Here is a 20,283-nt window from a genome sequence, read left to right on the forward strand (position 1 = left end):
GGTTTTTTTTAACCATTAATAATGGCGAAGCATAGACAGTGCGCCGCTAACTGTCTATGCAGTACTCTTATTCGCAGAATTAAATAATCGCTTAAAAATATGGTGTGAAGGTATATACACCAGCGCTATGAAGGCACCCAGCAGGAGCAATAAATAGAGCCAGGGGTGCATAAATTGCTGCGGTTCAGGAATGCCAAATACCATATTGATGTTATCGTCGGGGTCGCTGACCAGATAGGTGACAGGAAGCACCACGGCGGCTAGTAAGCTTTGTAAAGGCAAAGCGCGGGGGTCATATCCTAGACGCAGTAACAGGAAAATAATGACCGGTGGCATTGTTATGTGAAACAGACCTGAAAGTATACGAAGATGAAGTTCGTGATCGACATCAAACATATAATCAGTCACCTGAAGCAGGTTAGACCCGCTGATAAAATCAATCAACCAGCCTATCTCAAGGAACAGCACTGCGACGGCCATCGTACTGTTTAATAAGCGGCTTTGCAGCCAGAGGGCGGGGACAAGCAGGATCAGAGCTATATCAGAGAACCATAACAGGTTACTGGGCCCTTTATCCCGCCAATAGACAGTGACCACCACCGTAGCGAGCAAGGTAAAGCTTAATTTAAGCCAAAGCGGAACGACGGATTGTTTCGTCATTAAAACAGTTCCTCCAGATGGATTAATTATCAGCATCACTTATTGTAGCTGTACTGGGTGATATGCATAGTCAGGAGTAGTACCATTAGGTTTCATAAAACCGCTATTTCCGCTTAGAGGGTGTTAACCAAATGGCAAAAGCAGCAGCCGTTCATATTTTGCTAAACAGCAAAGAAGAAGCCGAACAACTTAAACAAGAGCTGGCGCAGGGCGCTAACTTCGCAGAACTGGCAAAGAAGCATTCGCAGTGCCCTTCGGGTAAACAGGGCGGTGACCTGGGAGAATTCCGCAAAGGGGATATGGTAAAAGCCTTCGATGATGTGGTTTTTAAAAAAGCCTTACTGGAAGTACAAGGGCCGGTTAAAACCCAGTTTGGTTACCATTTGATTAAAACTTTATACCGAAGCTGATTCTTATTTTTTCATTTCACAGAGGCGACTATGACTGAAGCTACACACACAGCCGCATATAAAATAGGTACACCAGGTAAACCCTGGGGAGCCCAGGAAAAAGCCGAGTGGCTGGCAGAACAAAAAATTCAACGTTCTTATGCCGACGATGTATTACAGAAAATAAAGGGCTTTGAAAAAGACTTTAGCATTGAGCAATATGCAAGCCTTGAGTATGAGCAGCATGGTGCTAAGCGCTATCCATTGTTTATTGTGAAAAACAGAGACTGGGATAACAAGAAACCGACTGTTCTGGTGACAGGAGGTGTGCATGGTTACGAAACCAGTGGCGTGCATGGTGCTTTGCGTTTTATTGAAACTCAGGCTCTGCAATATGCTAAAGATTTCAATATTCTGGTGGTGCCCTGTATCAGCCCCTGGGGTTATGAAACCATTAATCGCTGGACACCGCTGGCCGTAGATCCTAACCGGTCGTTCGTAGTTGATAGCCCGGCTGAAGAAGCCGCTTCTGTGATGGCTTATTTAGCAATTAAAGATATTAAGCCGGATGCACATATTGATTTACATGAAACCACGGATACCGATAATAGCGAATTCCGGCCTGCTCTGGCCGCTCGTGATGGCATAACTAACAGTAACTGGAATATTCCGGATGGTTTCTATCTGGTAGGTGATTCAGAAAACCTGCAACCTGAATTTCAAAAAGCGGTGCTGCAATCGGTTAGTCAGGTAACTCATATTGCTGAAGCGGATGAGCAGGGGCAATTGATTGGCGCAAAAACCGATATGCCAGGGCTGATTAGTTTTCCGACTAAAAAGCTGGGGTTGTGTATAGGTTTGAGTGATGCCGCTTATGTGACTACCACTGAAGTCTATCCGGATAGCGCTAAGGCTACCGCTGAAGAATGCATTCAGGCTCAGGTGGCGGCTGTCACCGGGGCTTTGAACTTTCTACAGACAGCGCTTCGGTAGTTGCTTAGCGCAGTGTTATTAATTGTGGAACCGCCTTGTTATCCGACCATAGCAGGGCGTTTTGCTGGTATTTACTCATACTATGATTTCCGTTTATCCACGGACAATTCCTTTACTAGGGCATCAAAGACTATCCGAATACGGGGCGCTACCGGGCCTTGTTGTGGACGAAATACATACATATCCCAAGGTTCGGGAGCGAACTCACTGAGTACTTCCTGCAATTGCCCGCTGGCAATGCTGCGGTGGGCAAAAAAGTCGATAATCTGGCCAATACCGCCGCCGTTTAAAATGAATTTATATTCAGCTTCTATATTGTCGCACAGTAGTACTGGGTTGCTATGTTGCAGCAACTGGTTGTTTATGAACTCCCAGGGCCAGGCTTTGCCCGAACTGCGGTCATAAATAGCAGTGCATGGTAGTTGCTGCAAATCCTGAGGTTTTTGAGGAACGCCTTGTTGCGCTAATAATGCAGGTGTAGCTACGACATGAAAATGGACGTTGCGCAGTTTGCGCACGATAAAGCGATTATCTCTGATCGCACCAATTCGAATACCAATGTCGACTCGCTCATTGACTACGTCAGTACGTTGATCATCAAAACGTAAATCAAAGCGGATGTTCGGGTACTGCTGGTTTATTCTGGCGATTACAGGCGTCACTAACGAGGGGCCGATGGCGCTGGGTGCTGTTATCCGAACCAGGCCGCTTAACGATTGTTGCTCTTCGACTTTATTGCTATTCAGCAGGTCGTCAAATTCCAACAAGGCGGAACGGGCGCGCTGTGCCAGACTTTCTCCAAAAGAAGTGACTTGCACTTTGCGGGTATTACGCAGGAATAGCATTTCGCCATGATGCCCTTCCAGATACTGGATCGACCGGGTCACCGATTGCGGTGAAATACCCAGTCGTCGTGCCGCTTCTTTAAAATTACGGCTTTCTACAGCAGCGCATAGAATACGTAGATGTTGTAACGAATCTGACATAGCTTACCTTAATTCCTGTTAATGGAATTCTGAAATCCTTTTTGTTCCATTTAATAAGATTAACTTATACCCCATATTTGTATAGCGATTTTTTAGTAAACATGATTTTTAGTAAACATGAATGGGAGCATTAATTATGAATTCAGGTATTCAGAACAAAGTAGTAGTGATCACAGGTGCAAGCAGTGGTTTAGGTGCTGAAACAGCACGTCATCTGGCCAAACAGGGCGCTAAGCTGGTGTTAGCGGCACGGCGTGAAGATAAATTAAAAAGCGTAGCTGCCGAAGTAGAAGCAGCTGGCGCGGAAGTGCTTATTAAGCAAACAGATGTGACCGATAAAGCACAGGTTCAGGCTTTGATTGACGCGGCAGTCGATAAATTTGGTCGTGTCGATGTACTGATCAATAACGCTGGTTTGATGGCGATAGCACCTATTTCAGAACGCAAAGTGGATGAATGGGAAGCGATGCTTGATATCAATGTGAAAGGTGTTCTTTATGGCATCGCGGCGGCACTGCCCGTGTTTGAAAAGCAGCAGTCCGGTCACTTCATTAATATTTCTTCAGTCGCTGGCCTGAAAGTATTTAGCCCCGGCGGTTCGGTTTATAGCGGCACCAAATTTGCGGTTAGTGCTATCAGCGAAGGTTTACGCCATGAAGTGGGTGAACATATCCGCACCACTACTATTTCTCCTGGTGCAGTTGATTCAGAACTTAAATATGGCAGTTCGCATGAGGAAAGCTCTGCCGCAGTGCAGGAGTTTTATAAGAGCGCCATACCTTCTGACTCAGTAGCTCGCGCTATTATTTATGCTATCGAGCAGCCAGCAGATGTTGATATTAATGACATTGTCCTGCGACCTACTTCTCAGGAGTTTTAAGATAATCCGTTTGTATTGAAAAAAGCGGCGGAATGCTGTACATTCCGCCGCTCATTTCCTCCCAATTTTTTGAGTACTCATTACGTGATTTCAGCAGCAAATATCACCATGCAATTTGGTGCCAAGCCTTTATTTGAAAATATCTCGGTCAAGTTTGGTCAGAGCAACAAATACGGTCTGATTGGCGCCAATGGTTGTGGCAAGTCGACTTTCATGCGCATTTTAAGCGGTGAGCAGGAACCCTCAGCGGGCAACATTTCTGTAGAACCTAATATGCGAGTAGGTAAACTGCGCCAGGACCAATTTGCTTATGAAAACTTCAGTGTGGTTGACACTGTAATCATGGGTCATGAAGAGTTGTGGCAGGTGAAGGAAGAGCGCGACCGTATCTACGGTGGTGATATGAACGAAGAAGATGGCATGCGGGTGGCCGACTTAGAAGTCCAGTTTGGTGAAATGGATGGATATACGGCGGAGTCTCGTGCGGGTGAGTTGTTGCTCGGCGTGGGCATCCCTGTGGAAAGTCACTTTGGCCCTATGTCAGCGTTGGCCCCAGGTCTTAAACTACGGGTGTTACTGGCCCAGGTGCTGTTTTCGGATCCTGATATTATGCTGTTGGACGAACCGACCAACAACCTGGATATTAATACCATTCGCTGGCTGGAAGCGGTGCTTTCAGAACGCCAGTGCACCATGATCATCATTTCGCATGACCGTCACTTTCTGAATAGTGTCTGTACCCATATGGCGGACATTGATTTTGGTGAACTGCGTTTGTACCCGGGCAACTATGATCAGTACATGTTTGCAGCAACTCAGGCTCGTGAACAGCTATTGAGTGACAATGCCAAGAAAAAAGACAAAATCGCCGAATTGCAGAGTTTTGTAAGCCGCTTTTCCGCCAACGCGTCGAAGGCCAAGCAGGCCACATCGCGCGCCAAACAGATTGAACGAATTGAGCTGGCAGAAGTTAAAGCGTCGAGCCGGGTCAGCCCTTTTATTCGTTTTGAGCAGACCAAACAATTGTATCGTCTGGCCCTGGAAATAGAAGGCGTGCGTAAAAGCTTTGAGGATCTTGAAGTATTAAAAGGCCTGACGTCGACTATTGAAGTAGGCCAGAAAGTGGCCATTTTGGGTGCCAACGGCATAGGTAAAACCACCTTACTGAAATGTCTGATGGGCGAATACACCCCAGATGCAGGCAGTATCAAGTGGTCCGAGAACGCGAACGTTGGTTATTGCGCTCAGGATCATGCGGCCTTGTTTGAGCAAAAAATAAATGTCTTTGACTGGATGAGCCAGTGGAAGCAACCGCAACATGATGAACAGGCGGTGCGCGGTGTACTTGGTCGGTTGTTGTTTTCGCAGGACGATATTCAGAAACCAGTAAGTATCCTGTCAGGTGGTGAAAAAGGGCGCATGGTATTTGGCAAGTTAATTCTGCAGAATCCTAACATCCTGGTTATGGATGAACCTACCAATCACCTGGATATGGAATCCATTGAGTCGCTGAATCTGGCACTGGAACAATATAAGGGCACTTTGCTTTTTGTCAGTCATGACCGCGAATTTGTATCCTCTCTGGCAACCCGTATTATTGAAATTACAGAGAACGGCATTCGTGATTTTGCGGGTACCTACGATGACTACTTACGTCAGCAGGAAACTGCGCGTATTGCTTAAGATACGATCGGGGGCGATACTTGTCACATTGATTATGTGATGGAGCGCCCCGATGAAGATTGCTGTTTTTAGTACTAAAACCTATGACAGAAATTTTTTCCTCAAGATAAATCAGGAGCGTCATCAACTGACGTTCCTGGAACCCCGTTTAAGTAGCAAAACTGCAGCCCTGGCCGAAGAGCAGGACGCGGTGTGTGTATTCGTCAATGATGACCTTAACGTCGATGTGCTGACGACCCTGCAAAAACAAGGTATACGCCTGATTCTGCTGCGCTGCGCCGGTTTTAATAACGTCGATCTTGCTGCCGCGAATAAACTGGGTATACGCGTGGCCAGGGTGCCTGCCTATTCACCACACGCAGTAGCCGAGCATACGCTGGCGCTTATTCTTGGCCTTAACCGAAAAACCCACCGCGCTTATAACCGGGTCCGCGAAGGCAACTTTGCGCTGGATGGCCTGATGGGGTTTGATCTGGTGGGTAAAACCGTGGGGGTTATAGGAGCCGGCCAGATAGGTGAAATTTTTGCCCGCATTATGAAAGCCCTGGGTTGCGAGGTATTGATTCACGATCCTTATCTGCAAGAAACAGCAGACAAAGACTTTAGTCTGGTGGAGCTTGCGGAACTGTATCAGCGCGCTGATATTATATCCCTGCATTGTCCGCTGACACCTCAGACCCATCACCTTATTAACGAGCAAGCTATCGGGCAAATGAAAGATGGGGTGATGTTAATTAACACCAGCCGCGGTAAAATTGTGCATACACGGGCGGTTATTGATGCCTTGAAAACCGGTAGAGTTGGCAGCCTGGGGCTTGATGTTTACGAAGAAGAGGGCGACCTTTTCTTTGCCGATCTTTCTGCTGAGGTGATTCAGGATGACGTATTCATGCGTTTATTAACCTTTCCAAATGTACTGATTACCGGTCACCAGGCATTTTTTACAACTGAGGCTATGACGCAGATTGTTCAGACTACGCTGGATAATGCATCTGCCTTTGAAAGCCAGCAAGGTTCATTTCATGAAGTGACCTGGCAACAGGTACAGGGCGATTCCTGATGCCTTTACTGGCAGCCGCTCCAATAGCGCTGATTTTAGTACTAATGCTGTTCTGGCGGTGGTCCGCAGGTAAAGCCGGTCTTGCGGGCCTGGCGCTAACCCTTGTTCTGGCGATTACATTTTTTGAGTTCGCTTCTGTATCCAGGATTATGGGGAGCATGACGGAAGCTGCTTTTATTAGTCTGACCATCCTCTGGATTATTTTTTCGGCGCTTAGTATTTACGAGTTACAGCGGCGCACTCAGGCACTGGTGCAATTGCAGGCTATGCTGAGTCGCTTATCCCATGATCCTCGTTTGTCTGCTCTGCTGATAGCCTGGTTTTTTTCATTATTTATGGAAGGAGCTGCGGGTTTTGGTACTTCCGCTGCGCTGGCCGCTCCTTTTTTGGTTAGTGCGGGATTTCGTCCCGTGCAAGCGGTTATCATAGCCCTGGTGGGTCATGCAGCGGGAGTGTCTTTTGGAGCTGTCGGCACGCCCATTATGCCACAGTTAGCGGTTACTCCTTTTAGTGGCGCAGAAATAGCGGCGGCAACGGTTCTTTATCATGGGATAGCTGGCTGGTTTCTGGCAGCGGTGTGCATGAAATTCATTGTTCGTGATTTGCCCCAGGGGCCGTTAACGCAAGGGTTGTTATGGAGCTGGACAGCATTTGCGGCTGCCTGTTTCCTTCTGCCTTACATGGCTCTGGCCTATTTTGTCGGGCCCGAATTGCCAACCCTGGCAGGCTCTATTGCAGGCGCGAGTCTGTTTGTAGCCGGATTGCGACTGGTTTATCAGCGACCACTGGGAGATATCCCATGGCGTGCATTGGCCCCTTATCTGATACTTATCGCACTGGTACTTTTCACTCGCTTGCTGCCACCAGTGCAGCAGCTGGCCTCTAGTTATGTGTGGCATTGGCAATGGGAAACGTTCAGTGGCAGTTTTGCGCCTTTGTATCATCCGGGGAGTCTGCTGGTCGTTTCTTTTTTCATGGGCGCGTTGTTGCAAAAAGCATCGAGGGAAGAAATTCTGGACTGCATGCGGACGGCGGGGCTAAAACTGTTACCTGTATTATTAGCCTTAATCACCATGCTGGGGTTATCACGATTGATGTTGCACGCGGGCATGGTAGACACACTGGCTATCAGTGTTGCTGCAATAGCCGGTCTTTGGTGGCCGTTAATGGCTCCATTTGTGGGCATGACAGGAACTTTTGTTACAGGTTCAGCCACCGCTTCTAATATTTTACTGACCGACTTTCAACAAACCGCTGCTGAACGCGGTAATTTTGCCCCATTACCTTTAGTTGGAGCCCAGGGGTTTGGCGCGGCGTTGGGTAATATGATTTGCCCACATAACATTATTGCTGCTGGTGCAACCGTGGGCATAGCCGGTCAGGAAGGTCAGGTGTTACGCCAGACTTTATGGGTAGCTGTGATTGCGGCTTTCATCGGTGGCCTGCTGGCGCTTATACTGAGCTGATTCAACTATGCGTAAGTTATTATTTTTTAAGGAGTACTCAGGATGTTAAATGCTGTTGGTTACGCTGCACATGCAGCAGATAAACCACTCGAACCTTTTAAGTTTGAGCGGCGCGAACTGGACGATCAGGATGTCCAGATTGAGATCCTTTATTGCGGTGTGTGTCACTCAGATCTTCATTTAGCACGCAATGAATGGGGCGGTAGTATGTTTCCTATAGTGCCTGGTCATGAAATTGTGGGACGGGTCACTAAAGTAGGTAGTCAGACGTCAAAATACCAAGTAGGCGATACCGTAGGTGTCGGCTGCATGGTCGACTCCTGTCGTCACTGTGCAAACTGCGACGAAGGTTATGAGCAGTATTGTGATAATGGTTTTGTCGCTACTTACAACAGCGAAGAAAAACAGACCGGCGGTGTTACTTACGGTGGGTATGCTACTAACATAGTAGTACATGAAGACTTTGTGCTGAAGGTGTCTGACAAGCTCGACCTGGCGGCAGTAGCCCCTTTACTTTGTGCTGGTATCACCAGCTATTCGCCACTGCGTCATTGGGGTGTGAAAAAGGGTCATAAGGTCGGTATTGTTGGGTTAGGTGGGCTTGGCCATATGGGTGTTAAGTTAGCTAAGGCCATGGGCGCAGAAGTTGTGCTATTTACTACATCAGCTAATAAAGTTGAGGATGCCAGGCGATTGGGCGCTGATGCGGTAGTTATTTCAAAAAATGAAGACGAAATGAAAGCCCAGAGAAACAGCTTTGACTTTATTTTGAATACAGTGGCGGCGAAACACGATCTGGATGCTTATATGTCTTTATTGCGTCGTGATGGCAGCATGACCCTGGTGGGGTTACCTGCTGAGCCGCATCCTTCTCCACAGGTTTTTAATCTGATTGCAAAGCGCCGAAGCCTGGCAGGTTCGTTGATTGGAGGCATTGCTGAGACTCAGGAAATGCTCGATTTTTGTGCTGAGCACAATATCACTTCGGATATTGAATTGATTGATATGGACTATATTAATGATGCTTACGAACGTATGTTGCAAAGCGATGTGAAATATCGTTTTGTGATTGATATAGCGTCTTTAAAAACGTAGCAACCTGGAACAAGTTGAAGGAGCAGCCAATGAAAGAATCAGGCAAAATTAACTACATAGAAATCCCAGTGCGTGACATGAAGGCTTCTAAGCGGTTTTTCTCCGCCGTATTTGGCTGGACGTTCAGTGATTATGGAGAGGATTACAGTGCCATAGATAATGGTGGTTTAGATGGCGGATTTTATACATCGGCCATGGCGGCGAACGCGGATAATGGCAGTCCTCTGGTGGTTCTTTATGCGGATAATCTGGATAAAGTCATGCAGGAGGTCGAGCAGCATGGTGGCAATATTAAAAAGCCTGTTTTTGCATTTCCGGGCGGTAAACGATTTCACTTTACCGACCCCAGTGGCAATGAATACGCGGTTTGGTCGGAGTCCTGAAACCCGATTATTCAGAGCTTCCAAACAAACTCTGGGAAATGCTTTGTGAAAGCTGACTCAGCGTCATCACTTTAAGGGCTACACGCAACAAGGTGTTCATATCCAGTCCGCCTTTTGCGTTGTTCCCGCGTGGCCCATGAGTGAGTTGCTCTAACATAAAGCCAGTACCGCCTGCGGCTAATAAGGCTTTTTTGCTGCTCAGGTGCTGCCGGGTTTGTCCCTTGAGTAATAACTTGCGTGCTTTGATGACCTGCCGATGATGCAGTAAATCACGCTGGGCATCTTCTATTTGACGTCGGGATGAGCGAAGTTTGCCAATGTTAAGCATCGGTTTGCTCCTTATCGGGGGCTAAGTTGCTCGCTATCGCAGAGAATAACAGAGCACGACTTTGGCGGAAAATGACCACAAGCAGCCCGAGCGCAATCAGTATATTAAGTGCTGCCATAAGAAAGATAGCGCCAGCGGGGGATAATGCGGTTAATTCAATTAATGCGAGCGTCGCTGCAGCGACCATAGCCAGCCAGGATGTTACGGCGAGCACTCCGCTAATAACGCCTAAAGCTACGATCAAAACGAGGCTTTCACCTGCTTTTTTTGTCTCCAGTGCCGCCAATTTAAAGTGGCTGGTTGCTACTGCTCTGTATTCGCTTATTAGCGCTGAGGCATTAGCTAAAAGCCCGTCACCAGTGTCTTCGGCTTCAGACTCCGTAGATGGGGCGACGGACTCAGGTTCTGAGTCCGTCTTTGGGGGGATTTGCTCGGTCAATTTAGCGGTTACTCAGAATGCGGCTTAATAAAAAACCACCTGCAACAGCAATACCTATTGAGGTGCATGGGTTCTTTTGCACGTATTGGTTGACGCTTTCAAGCCATTGCTCTTCTTTGTGCTTAATCTGCTGACCTTTTTCATTCAATGTGTCTGCTGTATCACTTGTCACATCAGCAACTTTATCGACGGCACTGTGCGCGCTGTCCGCTGCCCGACGGATTGTTTCGTCAGCTGGGTTTCCCTTTTTGGCTGCCATAATTAATCCTCAAATCGAAAAATGTAAGTGTGTAACCGATGTTTAACCTGGAAACCTGAAACCTGTGCCTCCGGGTTTACAGTGAGTATAGTAATGGCTAATCAAAATGCAAAAGGATGCTTCTAAAAAGGCGATTATTGACAAAATATTTACTTTGCATTCAAATATTTACCATGGCCAACGTGCGAAGTCTATTGAGCAGACACAAAAAAAGCAGGGGTTAGCCTGCTTTTTGCGCTGGAATACTTTTTAGTATTCAAACATTGCGGAGATAGACTCTTCGTTACTGACCCGGCGTAATGCTTCAGAAAGCATACCGCTTAGTGTTAGCTGAGTAACGATACCAGTATTTTTCATAGCTGGATCGAGCGGAATACTGTCGGTAACTACGACTTCATCGATATCACAGTTACTTAAATTCTCCACTGCGTTACCAGAGAATACCGGGTGAGTAGCGTATGCAAAAACACGTTTAGCACCATGTTTTTTCAATGCTTCAGCTGCTTTGCAAAGCGTGCCGCCAGTGTCAATCATATCATCAACCATGATGCAGTCACGGCCTGCTACGTCACCAATAATATGCATGACCTGGGACTCATTAGCTTTTGGTCGGCGTTTATCGATGATAGCTAAATCAGCGTCGTCCATTAATTTAGCCATGGCCCGTGCACGCACGACACCGCCGATGTCAGGAGATACCATAACCGGATCTTTAAAGGTTTGTTGCATCATGTGTTCGAGCAGGACAGGGCTACCAAATACATTATCTACAGGAACATCGAAAAAGCCCTGGATTTGTTCGGCATGCAAATCAACGGTCAATACGCGATCAACACCAACGCTGGACAAGAAGTCAGCCACTACTTTAGCGGTGATAGGTACCCGGGCCGAACGTACCCGACGATCCTGGCGGGCATAGCCGAAATATGGCATGACTGCGGTAATACGTCCTGCTGAAGCACGACGCAGGGCGTCAACCATGACAATAAGTTCCATTAAGTTGTCGTTGGTAGGTGAACAGGTGGACTGAATGATGAAAACGTCGGCACCGCGTACGTTTTCGTTGATTTGGACACTTATTTCACCGTCACTGAAGCGGCCTACGTCCGCCTCCCCTAATTTGATATAGAGTCTGTCGGCGATTTTTCGGGCTAACTCTGGTGTTGCATTACCAGCAAAAAGCTTCATGTCAGGCACACTTTACCTCGACCATATTGTAGTGGTTTGAATTAGGAACGACATTACAGCTGATGCCACGCCGGAGAGGTGTTCAACCCTTGCGCAACAAAGCCGCTAAACTCGGTTGGGAGCTCAGACAGAGCGTGGTTTGCTGATTCCTCGCTGGGAAAGCAGCCAAATACACAAGCCCCGGTACCAGTCATTCGGGTCGGGGCGTATTCTAACAACCAGGCCAGGGCATTGGCAACAGAAGGCTGTAAACGGCAGACCAAATCCTGACAGTCATTACGGTACTGTTGCCAGTTTTCCGGGTTGCCATTTACGATGGGTGTTCTGCGGGGCAGGTCAGGGTGGGTAAAGACTTCAGCGGTGCTGACATGCACCTGAGGGTTGACGATCAGATACCAGTTTTGCTCCGGTTCAGCATATATAAGTTTTTCTCCGACACCCTGTGCAAAAGCGGCTTTGCCTCTGACGAAAACAGGAACATCAGCTCCCAGTTGCAAGCCGATTTCAGCGAGTTGGTCAATGGAAAGCTGAAGTTGCCACAATTTATTCAGTGCTAATAAAGTACTGGCAGCGTCTGAGGAGCCGCCTCCTAAACCGCCTCCCATAGGGATTTTTTTATGTAACGTAATGGTAGCGCCCTGGTTCCTGTCGTGGCGTAAGGGCAGTAAACGCTGCGCGGCCTGAATAATAAGATTGTTCTGAGGAGAAACCCCGGGGATGTCGTTACTCAACTGCACATGACCAGTGTCGGTTAACTGAAAGTGGAGCTCGTCGCAGACTGAAAGGAATTGAAACAGGGTTTCCAGTTCGTGATAACCGTCATCGCGGCGTCCGGTGATGTGCAAAAAGAGATTTATCTTGGCCGGAGCCGCTATACTTATTTCAGTCATAATGGGTCTCATCTTCCGGGCTAATAATCTGCCAGCGCGATATATTCAGGCGAATGCGGTAATCGCTGGACTCGAGTTCAAGGGAGTGGGGGACTAATGCGCTATGATTCTGAGCCGCCGCATAATTGCTGAGTAGTACTGACCAGCGGTCGCTGGCCTGGCCTGGTTCGCTGACATCAACCTGGTAAGAAGCGAGGCTGCCATCTTCAAAATAACGTGGCTGAAGCAATCTGGTGCCAGGGTGGCGGCCAAGCAGGGCGTCATTAATCAGCTCGACCGGCAGGTAAATATTAAGATTTTGTACCAACAGTTCGCTGACATCACGGGCATAATACTGATTGTCATCATCGTCGGTTAGAATGGCATAACCTGGCTGCTGCTCTAACTGCGCTAACGTACCTCTCAACGGATGTGAAATTCGTATATACAGACTTTCTGGTGCCTGTTGCCAGCGAATACTGGCGCTGTGGCGTTCGTTATCTCTGAAATTGAAAAAAGCCATGCGCGCCTGAAACTCCCAGTTATCAATGTCCGCCAGCTGTGCCTGATGAGTGGCGATTAACTGCTGATCAGCATCTGTTTCTGATACTGAGTCGGGGCGTGAAGCACAGGCCGTCAGAAACAAAGTTATTAGCATCAAAAAGCAAATGTGTCGCATGAAATTTCCAGATTAAGTTAATCGCTTATGAAGTTGACCACAAAAGCGACCCTGCTTTCAATAAGGCGTGCTTTACCATACAATATGGGGCCTGATTTTATAGCTATACTTGAAGCTTGGTAGCCGCGCATATATGACCATCTTAGCACTTGGTGTTAACCATAAAACTGCCTCCGTGGAAGTTCGTGAAAAGGTTGCCTTTCAACCTGAAGAACTTGAAATGGCGCTGCAGTCGCTGACCCAGTTAGGTCATGTTTCCGAAAGCGTTATTGTATCTACCTGTAATCGTACAGAATTGTATTGCCATCTTGAAGAAGATGATCTAACCCCGGTGATTGAATGGTTCGCTGCCTTTCACCAGTTACCTGCAGACGAACTGAGTCAGTACTTGTATCAGCATGCTGATGTGGGCGCTATTAATCATTTGATGTCAGTCGCTTCGGGGCTTGATTCACTTGTGCTCGGCGAACCACAAATTCTGGGCCAGGTGAAGCAGGCTTTCCAGCAGGCTCGTGAAGCTGGCACCGTAGGGACGATATTTGAACGGCTGTTCCAATCTACTTTCTCGGTCGCAAAAGACGTGCGAACCAATACCGAAGTAGGTCAGAACGCGGTATCTGTTGCTTTTGCTGCCGTTAATCTGGCGAAACACATCTTTTCCAGTCTTTCGAAGGCCCGCGTATTGCTGGTTGGCGCGGGAGAAACCGCAGAGCTGGTGGCGCGTCACTTAAGTGAGCAGGGTGTCGCCCGTATTCAGATAGCTAACCGTACTCGTAGTCGTGGCGAAGCACTGGCAAAAGCAGTGGGTGGAGAGGCGCATTCGTTAACTGACCTGCATGAGTTATTACCGCAGGCAGATATTGTTATCTCATCTACGGCAAGCCCTTTACCTATCATCGGTAAAGGTTTGATTGAAAGCGCCATTAAAAAACGCCGGCATCAGCCTATGCTGCTCATTGATTTGGCCGTTCCCCGTGACATTGAGGAGCAGGTCAGTGAGTTGGATGATGTTTATCTGTATACGGTTGATGACTTGCAGAGCATTGTTAGTGAAAACCGTGCCCAACGTGAAACTCAGGCGGATGTAGCCCGCGATATGATTAGTTTGCAGGCGCAGGCGTTTAACGAGTGGCTGCGCAGTCTCAATAGTGTAGATCTGCTACGCCGTTATCGTTCCGGCAATGAGGCGCTGATGCAACAGCCTTTGGACCGGGCCCTGAATGCACTGGCAGCCGGTAAACCTGCCAACGAAGTGGTGCAGGAGCTAGCCAACCGACTAACGAACACTTTGATGCATGAACCTACGCGTGCGATACAGGATGCGGGACGGCGAGGGGATTTAACTGCCCTGGCTGCCTATCAGAAATTAATTAAATAATTATAACAGGGTACAACATGAAAGAGTCTATCGTTCGCAAGCTGGAAGGCCTGGTGGAGCGCTATGAAGAAGTGCAGATGCTGCTTGGTGATCCCGATGTGATAAGCAAGCAGGACCAGTTTCGTGCCTTGTCGAAAGAATATTCCCAGCTTGAGGAAACTGTGAAATGTTTTCAGCAGTATCAGCAGGCTCAGTCTGATGAACAGGCGGCTATTGCCATGCAGCAGGACGAAGACCCTGAAATGCGGGAAATGGCCGATGAGGAACTGGAGCAGGCCAAAAAGGTTCGTGAACACTTAGCTGCAGAGCTGGAAATATTATTACTGCCCCGGGATCCGAAAGATGATCATCCCTGTTACCTGGAGATCAGGGCTGGAGCAGGAGGCGACGAAGCAGCTATCTTTGCTGGCGATTTATACCGTATGTACAGTCGTTATGCTGAGCAGCATGGCTGGAAAGTCAGTATGGTGAGTTGCAATGAAGGCGAGCATGGCGGTTTTAAAGAGGTTATCGCGCATGTTGCCGGCGATGGCGCTTATGGCAAAATGAAGTTTGAATCTGGTGGTCACCGGGTTCAGCGCGTCCCTGAAACTGAGTCACAGGGACGGGTGCATACTTCAGCCTGCACGGTGGCGGTCTTACCTGAGTTACCTGCCGCTGAGCAAATAGAAATTAATCCTGCAGATCTGCGTATTGATACTTACCGGGCGTCAGGGGCTGGCGGACAGCATGTTAACCGTACCGATTCTGCGGTACGTATTACTCACCTTCCTTCGGGAGTTGTGGTGGAGTGCCAGGACGAACGTTCACAACATAAAAACAAAGCCAAGGCGATGTCAGTATTGAGTGCCCGCTTGCAGGCTGCAGAAGACGCGCGTCGTGAAGCAGAAGAGCAATCCACCCGACGTAGCCTGGTTGCCAGTGGTGATCGTTCAGAACGTATTCGCACGTATAATTATCCTCAGGGCAGGGTTAGCGATCATCGTATTAATCTTACTCTTTATCGCCTGGATGAAGTGTTGGCCGGAGAACTTAATCTGATTCTGGATGCTATTGTGCAGGAACACCAGGCGGACTTGCTCGCTTCGTTGTCAGAAGGTCATTAGTTCCTATGAATAGTAACTACCAACTGGTCAAAGCGATTCAGTACGCCAGGACGCAAATTGCTCAGGGTGGTAGTGAAAGTGCTTTGCTGGATGCTCAGCTATTGTTGCAACACATATTGGGTTGTGACCGCCAATGGTTATACATGCATCCTGAACACCCGATGACTGATACCGAGTGGGACAGTTACAGAGAGCTGGTTGAGCGTCGCCGTAAAGGTGAGCCGATAGCCTATATACTGGGACAGCGTGAGTTCTGGAGTCTGACGCTGGACGTGAATGCCACTACTTTGATTCCGAGACCAGATACAGAAAGGCTAGTGGAAGCGGCTCTTGCTCTTGATTTGCCTCATACTGCCAAAGTTTTAGAGCTAGGCACGGGCACGGGGGCTATTGCACTGGCTTTGGCAAGCGAGCGCCCGGAATGGCAAATTGATGCTGTTGATTATTCAGCGCAGGCTGTGCAGTTGGCACAAGGTAATGGTAAGCGGCTTAAACTCCCTCAGGTAACTGTTTTCCAAAGCGACTGGTTTAGCGAAGTGAAGCAAACCGACTATGATCTTATTATCAGCAACCCTCCTTACATAGCTGCAGAGGATATGCATTTAGAACAGGGAGATCTTCGCTATGAGCCGCATTCTGCTTTGGTTGCGGCGGATAAAGGTTTCGCTGATCTTGACCATATTATCAGTTGCAGCCGGGGCTATTTAAAAGCTCAGTCCTGGGTTATGGTGGAGCACGGATTTGCACAAGGGGCTAAAGTTCGAGAGATTTTTACCGAAAAAGGTTATAAAAAGGTTAACACTCTAACGGATTATGCTAATTTGGATAGAGTCACTTATGCCCAATGTTCTAACCCCAATGGGTGATAAGTGAATGCCTTATAGCCCAGGAGGACGCTTCGTAAATCTATGAGCAATCAATTTTTATTCGCCGACGAACCGGCCCAGCAACAGGAATTGCCACAAGAATTCTGGAAGATCCTGATTGTTGATGATGAACCTGAAGTACATGCTGTGACCAAACTGGCGTTAAGCGATTTTAGCTTTTTAGGCCGGGGTCTGGAATTTCACAGTGCCTACTCGGGAGAAGAAGCGCGTGAGCTGGCAACAGCTCATCCTGACGCGGCTATTGTATTGCTGGACGTGGTTATGGAGACAGACGACGCCGGTTTGCATGTAGCGCGTTTTATTCGCGAAGAACTGGGCAATCGTTTTACCCGTATTATTCTGCGCACTGGTCAGCCAGGGCAGGCGCCTGAGCGCACCGTTATTGTTAACTATGATATAAACGATTATAAATCGAAAACTGAACTAACTGCCCAAAAACTTTTTACTGCGGTGATGTCGAGCCTGCGTTCTTATCGCGATATTATCACCATAGATCACAGTCGTCAGGGATTGGAAAAGGTTATCGCTTCTTCCACAAACCTGTTTGCCTTGCAATCAATGGAGCATTTTATTGATGGCCTGGTGCAACAGTTAAGCTGGGTGATTGGTGGAGCAAGGCAGACTCTGTATGCGGCTGCTGGACGCTCTCCTGATTCCGAACAACTCATTATCAAAGCGGCGTATGGCGAAGAGTCGGACATGCTGATTAATCAGCGCATTCAGGCGGCCTTACCGAAAAAAGTATTACCGGAAGTGGATAAAGTGATACGCAGTCACGGTATTCATTATGGTGATGACTTTGTCCTGGCCTATTGCCCCAGCCAGTGCCGTCCGCAGGGTGCTTTGCTTTGTCTGACCGGGCTTTCGCGGCCGTTAATGGACTCGGAACGGGAATTGTTGCAGTTATTTGCTGACAACGTTCAGCTAGCTCATGATAATGTCACCTGTTTGCAGGACACCGATGAATTACTTGCTGGCCTGGTAGCCCGTCTGATGGAGCTGGAACAGGAAAAAGTGGCTCAATTACCGGATAAGCAGTCGGCTTTTGTGCAGGTTTCGCAAGCGCTGGCAGATGCCTATGGCATGAGCAAAGCCCGCGCCCAACAAACTGCGACGGCGGCTACTTTGTATGAACGAGCGGAAAGTCTTTTTGCGGTAATGGACAACCAGCCGGCAACCCGGGTTTCACCTTGCCAGGAACGCTTAAAACGTGCAGTGCGGCCGTTGCATATGGCAGACTCTGATGTTGCACATATTGCTTATCGGGCTTTAAATGAACGTATTGAACGTTGGGATGGTCTGGGTCTGCCAGCGGGTAAACAAGGCGATTCTATTGCGGTTGAAAGTCAGGTGCTGGTACTGGCCAATCATTTCTGTCGTTTGCAAAAAGAGGATATAAGCGAAGCTGATCTGTTGCAGCGATTGGAAGCTGAACGCGGACGTCATTTTTCGCCTGCAGTGCTGGATGCGCTGGTGAAGAATCTGAAAAATTTAACCAAAAAAGCCCGGGTCAGCTGACCCACCACCCACTTTAGGAATTACTATGTTTGCTGTTTTTAAACATTTTCACATGACCATGGCTATTTTGAGCATGGTCTTTTTAGTTGTACGTTTTATTATGGGCATGCGTAATCCCGCTGCTTTGAATAAGCCTTTCCTTAAAATACCTCCGCATATTGTCGATACTCTTTTTGTGATCAGCATTATAGCTATGATCATTACAGTGAATATTACTGTTTATCCATCTGGCTGGATCGGTGAAAAAGCAGCTCTGTTTATTACATATATTGTATTTTCAGTAATTACGGTGCTTGCGGTACGGGGCAAAATGCCTTCGAAGCTGCGTATTCCTGCTTTTGTACTAGCCTTGGTAAGCTGGATTTGGGCCATTAAAATAGCCTTCATGAAAACCCCACTTCTGTTGGGTTGAACCGTCAGAGTTTAACTATGAATAAAGATATTATTAAAGTTGGCCAACTGGATGTTGCCAACCATTTACCCTTCGTACTTTTTGGTGGCATGAATGTGCTGGAGTCTGAAGAGCTGGCGCTGCGTATTGCTGAACACTATGTAAAAGTAACAGAAGCGTTATCTATTCCTTATGTATTTAAGGCTTCTTTTGATAAAGCAAATCGTTCTTCTATCCACTCTTTTCGCGGCCCGGGGCTGGATAAGGGCCTGCAAATATTAGAGTCGGTAAAGCGTGAATTCGGTGTACCTGTTATCACCGATGTTCACTTGCCTGAACAGGCGGCCGCCGCGGCTGAAGTGGCTGATATCATTCAGTTGCCAGCGTTTCTCGCCCGGCAGACTGACCTGGTCGTGGCTATGGCTAAAACCAACGCGGTCATTAATGTGAAAAAGCCACAGTTTCTGGCTCCTCACGAAATGCGTCATATTATGAGCAAATTTGCAGAAGCGGGTAACGATAAAATTATCCTCTGTGAGCGAGGTTCCAGCTTTGGTTATAACAACCTGGTTGTCGATATGCTGGGCATGGATGACATGAAAAAGATGGCACCGGTGATGTTTGATGCCACTCATGCGTTGCAACGTCCAGGTGGCCGGACTGACTCAGCGGACGGACGTCGTGCTCAGGCGGCGGAACTTGCGCGTAGTGGTATGGCGTTAGGACTGGCCGGGCTCTTTATTGAGGCGCACCCGGATCCCAATCAGGCACTTTGCGATGGGCCCTGTGCGTTGCCTCTGGATAAACTGCAACCTTATCTGCAGCAGATGAAAGCCGTGGATGAATTGGTTAAAAGTTTCCCACCGCTGGACACTTCTGCTAACAGCTGAGCCCTTGCTCTTAGTTGGTGATTGGTTTAAATTAAACGCCTGTTTAAATCAGGCGTTGCCTGAACCAATAAAGAGGCCGTCATGGCAAAGGTGCTCAAAACTAAAGAAAAAATATTAAATTCGGCAGAGCGGTTGTTTGCGGAACAGGGCTTTGAGCATACTTCTTTACGTCAGATTACCAGTTCAGCGGATGTTAATCTGGCTTCTGTTAATTATCACTTTGGCTCAAAAAAAGCACTTATCCAGGCGGTCATGGAGCGCTATCATGTGGTCTTCATGCCGGCTTTGGATAAAGGCTTGCAGGCCCTGCAACAGAAGGGTATTCCTCATACCCAGGCGGTATTAAACTGCTTTGTGGACCCATTAATTGAATTGCGTTGCATTAATCCAAATGGCACCGCCATTTATTTAAGCCTGTTGGGTCATGCCTACAGCGAGATACAAGGTCACTTACGCCGCTTCACTATGGCTAATTTCGGCGACGTTCTGCATCGCTTATTAGCCTGTGTGCAACAGGCTAATCCAAATTTAAGCTTAAATACTTTGTTTTGGCGTCTACACTTTACTTTAGGTGCTACTGTTTTTGCTCAGGTGTCAGGCCAGGCTTTAAGTGAAATTGCTCAGGCTGACTTTGGTGAGCAGGCCGGAGCTGAAGATATTATCAGTAAACTGATTCCATATCTGGCTGCAGGCATAGAAGCAGCTGAACCCGAATAAATAAATAGCTAGTTAGATTACTTGTAAGGAGTAATAGCA

At 47.8% G+C, this 20,283-nt stretch carries 23 protein-coding genes; 15 read left to right on the forward strand and 8 right to left on the reverse strand.

The window, feature by feature from the left end; genetic code table 11:
* Nucleotides 1-54: 54 nt before the first annotated feature.
* Nucleotides 55-660 carry a membrane-associated protein gene (locus tag CWE09_RS00845; RefSeq protein WP_126802012.1) on the reverse strand — a complete coding sequence of 202 codons (606 nt, stop codon included), beginning with the start codon at nucleotides 658-660 and terminating at the stop codon, nucleotides 55-57.
* Nucleotides 661-791: 131 nt separating this feature from the next.
* Here CWE09_RS00845 and CWE09_RS00850 point away from each other — a divergent pair, with 131 nt between their 5' ends.
* The gene (locus CWE09_RS00850) at nucleotides 792-1,070 is read left to right on the forward strand and encodes a peptidylprolyl isomerase (protein WP_126802013.1); all 279 of its coding nucleotides are present in this window, start codon (nucleotides 792-794) and stop codon (nucleotides 1,068-1,070) included.
* A 30-nt stretch (nucleotides 1,071-1,100) separates the two neighbouring features.
* Entirely contained in the window at nucleotides 1,101-2,042 is a 942-nt protein-coding gene (locus CWE09_RS00855; protein ID WP_126802014.1) for a M14 family metallopeptidase, read from the forward strand.
* A gap of 80 nt (nucleotides 2,043-2,122) precedes the next feature.
* Here CWE09_RS00855 and CWE09_RS00860 read toward each other — a convergent pair whose 3' ends face one another.
* Complete coding sequence (locus CWE09_RS00860; protein ID WP_126802015.1) at nucleotides 2,123-3,028, reverse strand: LysR family transcriptional regulator; 906 nt, start codon at nucleotides 3,026-3,028, stop codon at nucleotides 2,123-2,125.
* Nucleotides 3,029-3,164: 136 nt separating this feature from the next.
* On the opposite strand from CWE09_RS00860, the gene CWE09_RS00865 reads away from it, so the two are divergent.
* The 6 genes from CWE09_RS00865 to CWE09_RS00890 all read left to right on the forward strand — a co-directional run bounded on the left by CWE09_RS00865 (nucleotide 3,165) and on the right by CWE09_RS00890 (nucleotide 9,595).
* Nucleotides 3,165-3,908, forward strand: a complete 744-nt coding sequence (locus CWE09_RS00865; RefSeq protein WP_126802016.1) for an SDR family oxidoreductase — start codon at nucleotides 3,165-3,167, stop codon at nucleotides 3,906-3,908.
* 84 nt (nucleotides 3,909-3,992) lie between these two features.
* Complete coding sequence (locus CWE09_RS00870; RefSeq protein ID WP_126802017.1) at nucleotides 3,993-5,591, forward strand: ABC-F family ATPase; 1,599 nt, start codon at nucleotides 3,993-3,995, stop codon at nucleotides 5,589-5,591.
* 52 nt (nucleotides 5,592-5,643) lie between these two features.
* Nucleotides 5,644-6,651, forward strand: a complete 1,008-nt coding sequence (locus CWE09_RS00875; protein WP_126802018.1) for a 2-hydroxyacid dehydrogenase — start codon at nucleotides 5,644-5,646, stop codon at nucleotides 6,649-6,651.
* Nucleotides 6,651-8,117, forward strand: a complete 1,467-nt coding sequence (locus CWE09_RS00880; RefSeq protein ID WP_126802019.1) for an L-lactate permease — start codon at nucleotides 6,651-6,653, stop codon at nucleotides 8,115-8,117. Before CWE09_RS00875 ends, CWE09_RS00880 begins: the two co-directional genes overlap by 1 nt.
* Nucleotides 8,118-8,159: 42 nt before the next feature.
* A complete protein-coding gene (locus tag CWE09_RS00885; protein ID WP_126802020.1) occupies nucleotides 8,160-9,212 on the forward strand; it encodes an NAD(P)-dependent alcohol dehydrogenase in 1,053 nt (350 codons plus the stop codon).
* 29 nt (nucleotides 9,213-9,241) lie between these two features.
* On the forward strand, nucleotides 9,242-9,595 hold the full coding sequence (locus tag CWE09_RS00890; protein WP_126802021.1) for a VOC family protein: 354 nt from the start codon (nucleotides 9,242-9,244) through the stop codon (nucleotides 9,593-9,595).
* Between the two features lie 7 nt (nucleotides 9,596-9,602).
* On the opposite strand, the gene CWE09_RS00895 is transcribed toward CWE09_RS00890, so the two are convergent.
* From CWE09_RS00895 to lolB, 6 genes are all read right to left on the reverse strand, one after another.
* A complete protein-coding gene (locus CWE09_RS00895) occupies nucleotides 9,603-9,923 on the reverse strand; it encodes a hypothetical protein (RefSeq protein ID WP_126802022.1) in 321 nt (106 codons plus the stop codon).
* Entirely contained in the window at nucleotides 9,916-10,362 is a 447-nt protein-coding gene (locus tag CWE09_RS00900) for a phage holin family protein (RefSeq protein ID WP_126802023.1), read from the reverse strand. Before CWE09_RS00900 ends, CWE09_RS00895 begins: the two co-directional genes overlap by 8 nt.
* Before the next feature lies 1 nt (nucleotide 10,363).
* Nucleotides 10,364-10,621, reverse strand: coding sequence for an ElaB/YgaM/YqjD family protein (locus CWE09_RS00905; protein ID WP_126802024.1), 258 nt, complete (start codon nucleotides 10,619-10,621; stop codon nucleotides 10,364-10,366).
* A 249-nt stretch (nucleotides 10,622-10,870) separates the two neighbouring features.
* On the reverse strand, nucleotides 10,871-11,818 hold the full coding sequence (locus CWE09_RS00910; protein ID WP_126802025.1) for a ribose-phosphate pyrophosphokinase: 948 nt from the start codon (nucleotides 11,816-11,818) through the stop codon (nucleotides 10,871-10,873).
* 44 nt (nucleotides 11,819-11,862) lie between these two features.
* Entirely contained in the window at nucleotides 11,863-12,699 is an 837-nt protein-coding gene (gene ispE / locus CWE09_RS00915) for a 4-(cytidine 5'-diphospho)-2-C-methyl-D-erythritol kinase (RefSeq protein ID WP_126802026.1), read from the reverse strand.
* A complete protein-coding gene (lolB, locus tag CWE09_RS00920; RefSeq protein ID WP_126802027.1) occupies nucleotides 12,692-13,357 on the reverse strand; it encodes a lipoprotein insertase outer membrane protein LolB in 666 nt (221 codons plus the stop codon). The genes ispE and lolB overlap by 8 nt, the downstream gene beginning before the upstream one ends.
* A 133-nt stretch (nucleotides 13,358-13,490) precedes the next feature.
* Between lolB and hemA the strand changes: the two genes are divergently transcribed.
* The 7 genes from hemA (at nucleotide 13,491) to CWE09_RS00955 (ending at nucleotide 20,244) form a co-directional block, all read left to right on the forward strand.
* The gene (gene hemA, locus CWE09_RS00925) at nucleotides 13,491-14,735 is read left to right on the forward strand and encodes a glutamyl-tRNA reductase (protein WP_126802028.1); all 1,245 of its coding nucleotides are present in this window, start codon (nucleotides 13,491-13,493) and stop codon (nucleotides 14,733-14,735) included.
* A gap of 17 nt (nucleotides 14,736-14,752) precedes the next feature.
* Nucleotides 14,753-15,841, forward strand: coding sequence for a peptide chain release factor 1 (gene prfA / locus CWE09_RS00930; protein WP_126802029.1), 1,089 nt, complete (start codon nucleotides 14,753-14,755; stop codon nucleotides 15,839-15,841).
* A gap of 5 nt (nucleotides 15,842-15,846) precedes the next feature.
* Nucleotides 15,847-16,707 carry a peptide chain release factor N(5)-glutamine methyltransferase gene (gene prmC, locus CWE09_RS00935; protein ID WP_126802030.1) on the forward strand — a complete coding sequence of 287 codons (861 nt, stop codon included), beginning with the start codon at nucleotides 15,847-15,849 and terminating at the stop codon, nucleotides 16,705-16,707.
* A 42-nt stretch (nucleotides 16,708-16,749) separates the two neighbouring features.
* Entirely contained in the window at nucleotides 16,750-18,246 is a 1,497-nt protein-coding gene (locus CWE09_RS00940; RefSeq protein ID WP_126802031.1) for a DUF3369 domain-containing protein, read from the forward strand.
* Nucleotides 18,247-18,271: 25 nt separating this feature from the next.
* Complete coding sequence (locus tag CWE09_RS00945) at nucleotides 18,272-18,658, forward strand: SirB2 family protein (RefSeq protein WP_126802032.1); 387 nt, start codon at nucleotides 18,272-18,274, stop codon at nucleotides 18,656-18,658.
* Between the two features lie 17 nt (nucleotides 18,659-18,675).
* The gene (gene kdsA, locus CWE09_RS00950; RefSeq protein WP_126802033.1) at nucleotides 18,676-19,527 is read left to right on the forward strand and encodes a 3-deoxy-8-phosphooctulonate synthase; all 852 of its coding nucleotides are present in this window, start codon (nucleotides 18,676-18,678) and stop codon (nucleotides 19,525-19,527) included.
* An 81-nt stretch (nucleotides 19,528-19,608) separates the two neighbouring features.
* Nucleotides 19,609-20,244 (forward strand): TetR/AcrR family transcriptional regulator, encoded by a 636-nt coding sequence (locus CWE09_RS00955; protein ID WP_126802034.1) that lies wholly within the window; start codon nucleotides 19,609-19,611, stop codon nucleotides 20,242-20,244.
* The last annotated feature ends 39 nt before the right edge of the window (nucleotides 20,245-20,283 follow it).

This window comes from Aliidiomarina minuta (genome assembly GCF_003987145.1).
GTDB lineage: Bacteria > Pseudomonadota > Gammaproteobacteria > Enterobacterales > Alteromonadaceae > Aliidiomarina > Aliidiomarina minuta.

What these genes read in the sequence shown, in the direction of transcription:
- CWE09_RS00845 (WP_126802012.1), bottom strand. Translation starts at nt 660, where the DNA reads ATGACGAAACAATCCGTCGTTCCGCTTTGGCTTAAATTAAGCTTTACC.
- CWE09_RS00850 (WP_126802013.1), top strand. Translation starts at nt 792, where the DNA reads ATGGCAAAAGCAGCAGCCGTTCATATTTTGCTAAACAGCAAAGAAGAA.
- CWE09_RS00855 (WP_126802014.1), top strand. Translation starts at nt 1,101, where the DNA reads ATGACTGAAGCTACACACACAGCCGCATATAAAATAGGTACACCAGGT.
- CWE09_RS00860 (WP_126802015.1), bottom strand. Translation starts at nt 3,028, where the DNA reads ATGTCAGATTCGTTACAACATCTACGTATTCTATGCGCTGCTGTAGAA.
- CWE09_RS00865 (WP_126802016.1), top strand. Translation starts at nt 3,165, where the DNA reads ATGAATTCAGGTATTCAGAACAAAGTAGTAGTGATCACAGGTGCAAGC.
- CWE09_RS00875 (WP_126802018.1), top strand. Translation starts at nt 5,644, where the DNA reads ATGAAGATTGCTGTTTTTAGTACTAAAACCTATGACAGAAATTTTTTC.
- CWE09_RS00880 (WP_126802019.1), top strand. Translation starts at nt 6,651, where the DNA reads ATGCCTTTACTGGCAGCCGCTCCAATAGCGCTGATTTTAGTACTAATG.
- CWE09_RS00885 (WP_126802020.1), top strand. Translation starts at nt 8,160, where the DNA reads ATGTTAAATGCTGTTGGTTACGCTGCACATGCAGCAGATAAACCACTC.
- CWE09_RS00890 (WP_126802021.1), top strand. Translation starts at nt 9,242, where the DNA reads ATGAAAGAATCAGGCAAAATTAACTACATAGAAATCCCAGTGCGTGAC.
- CWE09_RS00895 (WP_126802022.1), bottom strand. Translation starts at nt 9,923, where the DNA reads ATGCTTAACATTGGCAAACTTCGCTCATCCCGACGTCAAATAGAAGAT.
- CWE09_RS00905 (WP_126802024.1), bottom strand. Translation starts at nt 10,621, where the DNA reads ATGGCAGCCAAAAAGGGAAACCCAGCTGACGAAACAATCCGTCGGGCA.
- ispE (WP_126802026.1), bottom strand. Translation starts at nt 12,699, where the DNA reads ATGACTGAAATAAGTATAGCGGCTCCGGCCAAGATAAATCTCTTTTTG.
- lolB (WP_126802027.1), bottom strand. Translation starts at nt 13,357, where the DNA reads ATGCGACACATTTGCTTTTTGATGCTAATAACTTTGTTTCTGACGGCC.
- hemA (WP_126802028.1), top strand. Translation starts at nt 13,491, where the DNA reads ATGACCATCTTAGCACTTGGTGTTAACCATAAAACTGCCTCCGTGGAA.
- prfA (WP_126802029.1), top strand. Translation starts at nt 14,753, where the DNA reads ATGAAAGAGTCTATCGTTCGCAAGCTGGAAGGCCTGGTGGAGCGCTAT.
- prmC (WP_126802030.1), top strand. Translation starts at nt 15,847, where the DNA reads ATGAATAGTAACTACCAACTGGTCAAAGCGATTCAGTACGCCAGGACG.
- CWE09_RS00940 (WP_126802031.1), top strand. Translation starts at nt 16,750, where the DNA reads ATGAGCAATCAATTTTTATTCGCCGACGAACCGGCCCAGCAACAGGAA.
- CWE09_RS00945 (WP_126802032.1), top strand. Translation starts at nt 18,272, where the DNA reads ATGTTTGCTGTTTTTAAACATTTTCACATGACCATGGCTATTTTGAGC.
- kdsA (WP_126802033.1), top strand. Translation starts at nt 18,676, where the DNA reads ATGAATAAAGATATTATTAAAGTTGGCCAACTGGATGTTGCCAACCAT.
- CWE09_RS00955 (WP_126802034.1), top strand. Translation starts at nt 19,609, where the DNA reads ATGGCAAAGGTGCTCAAAACTAAAGAAAAAATATTAAATTCGGCAGAG.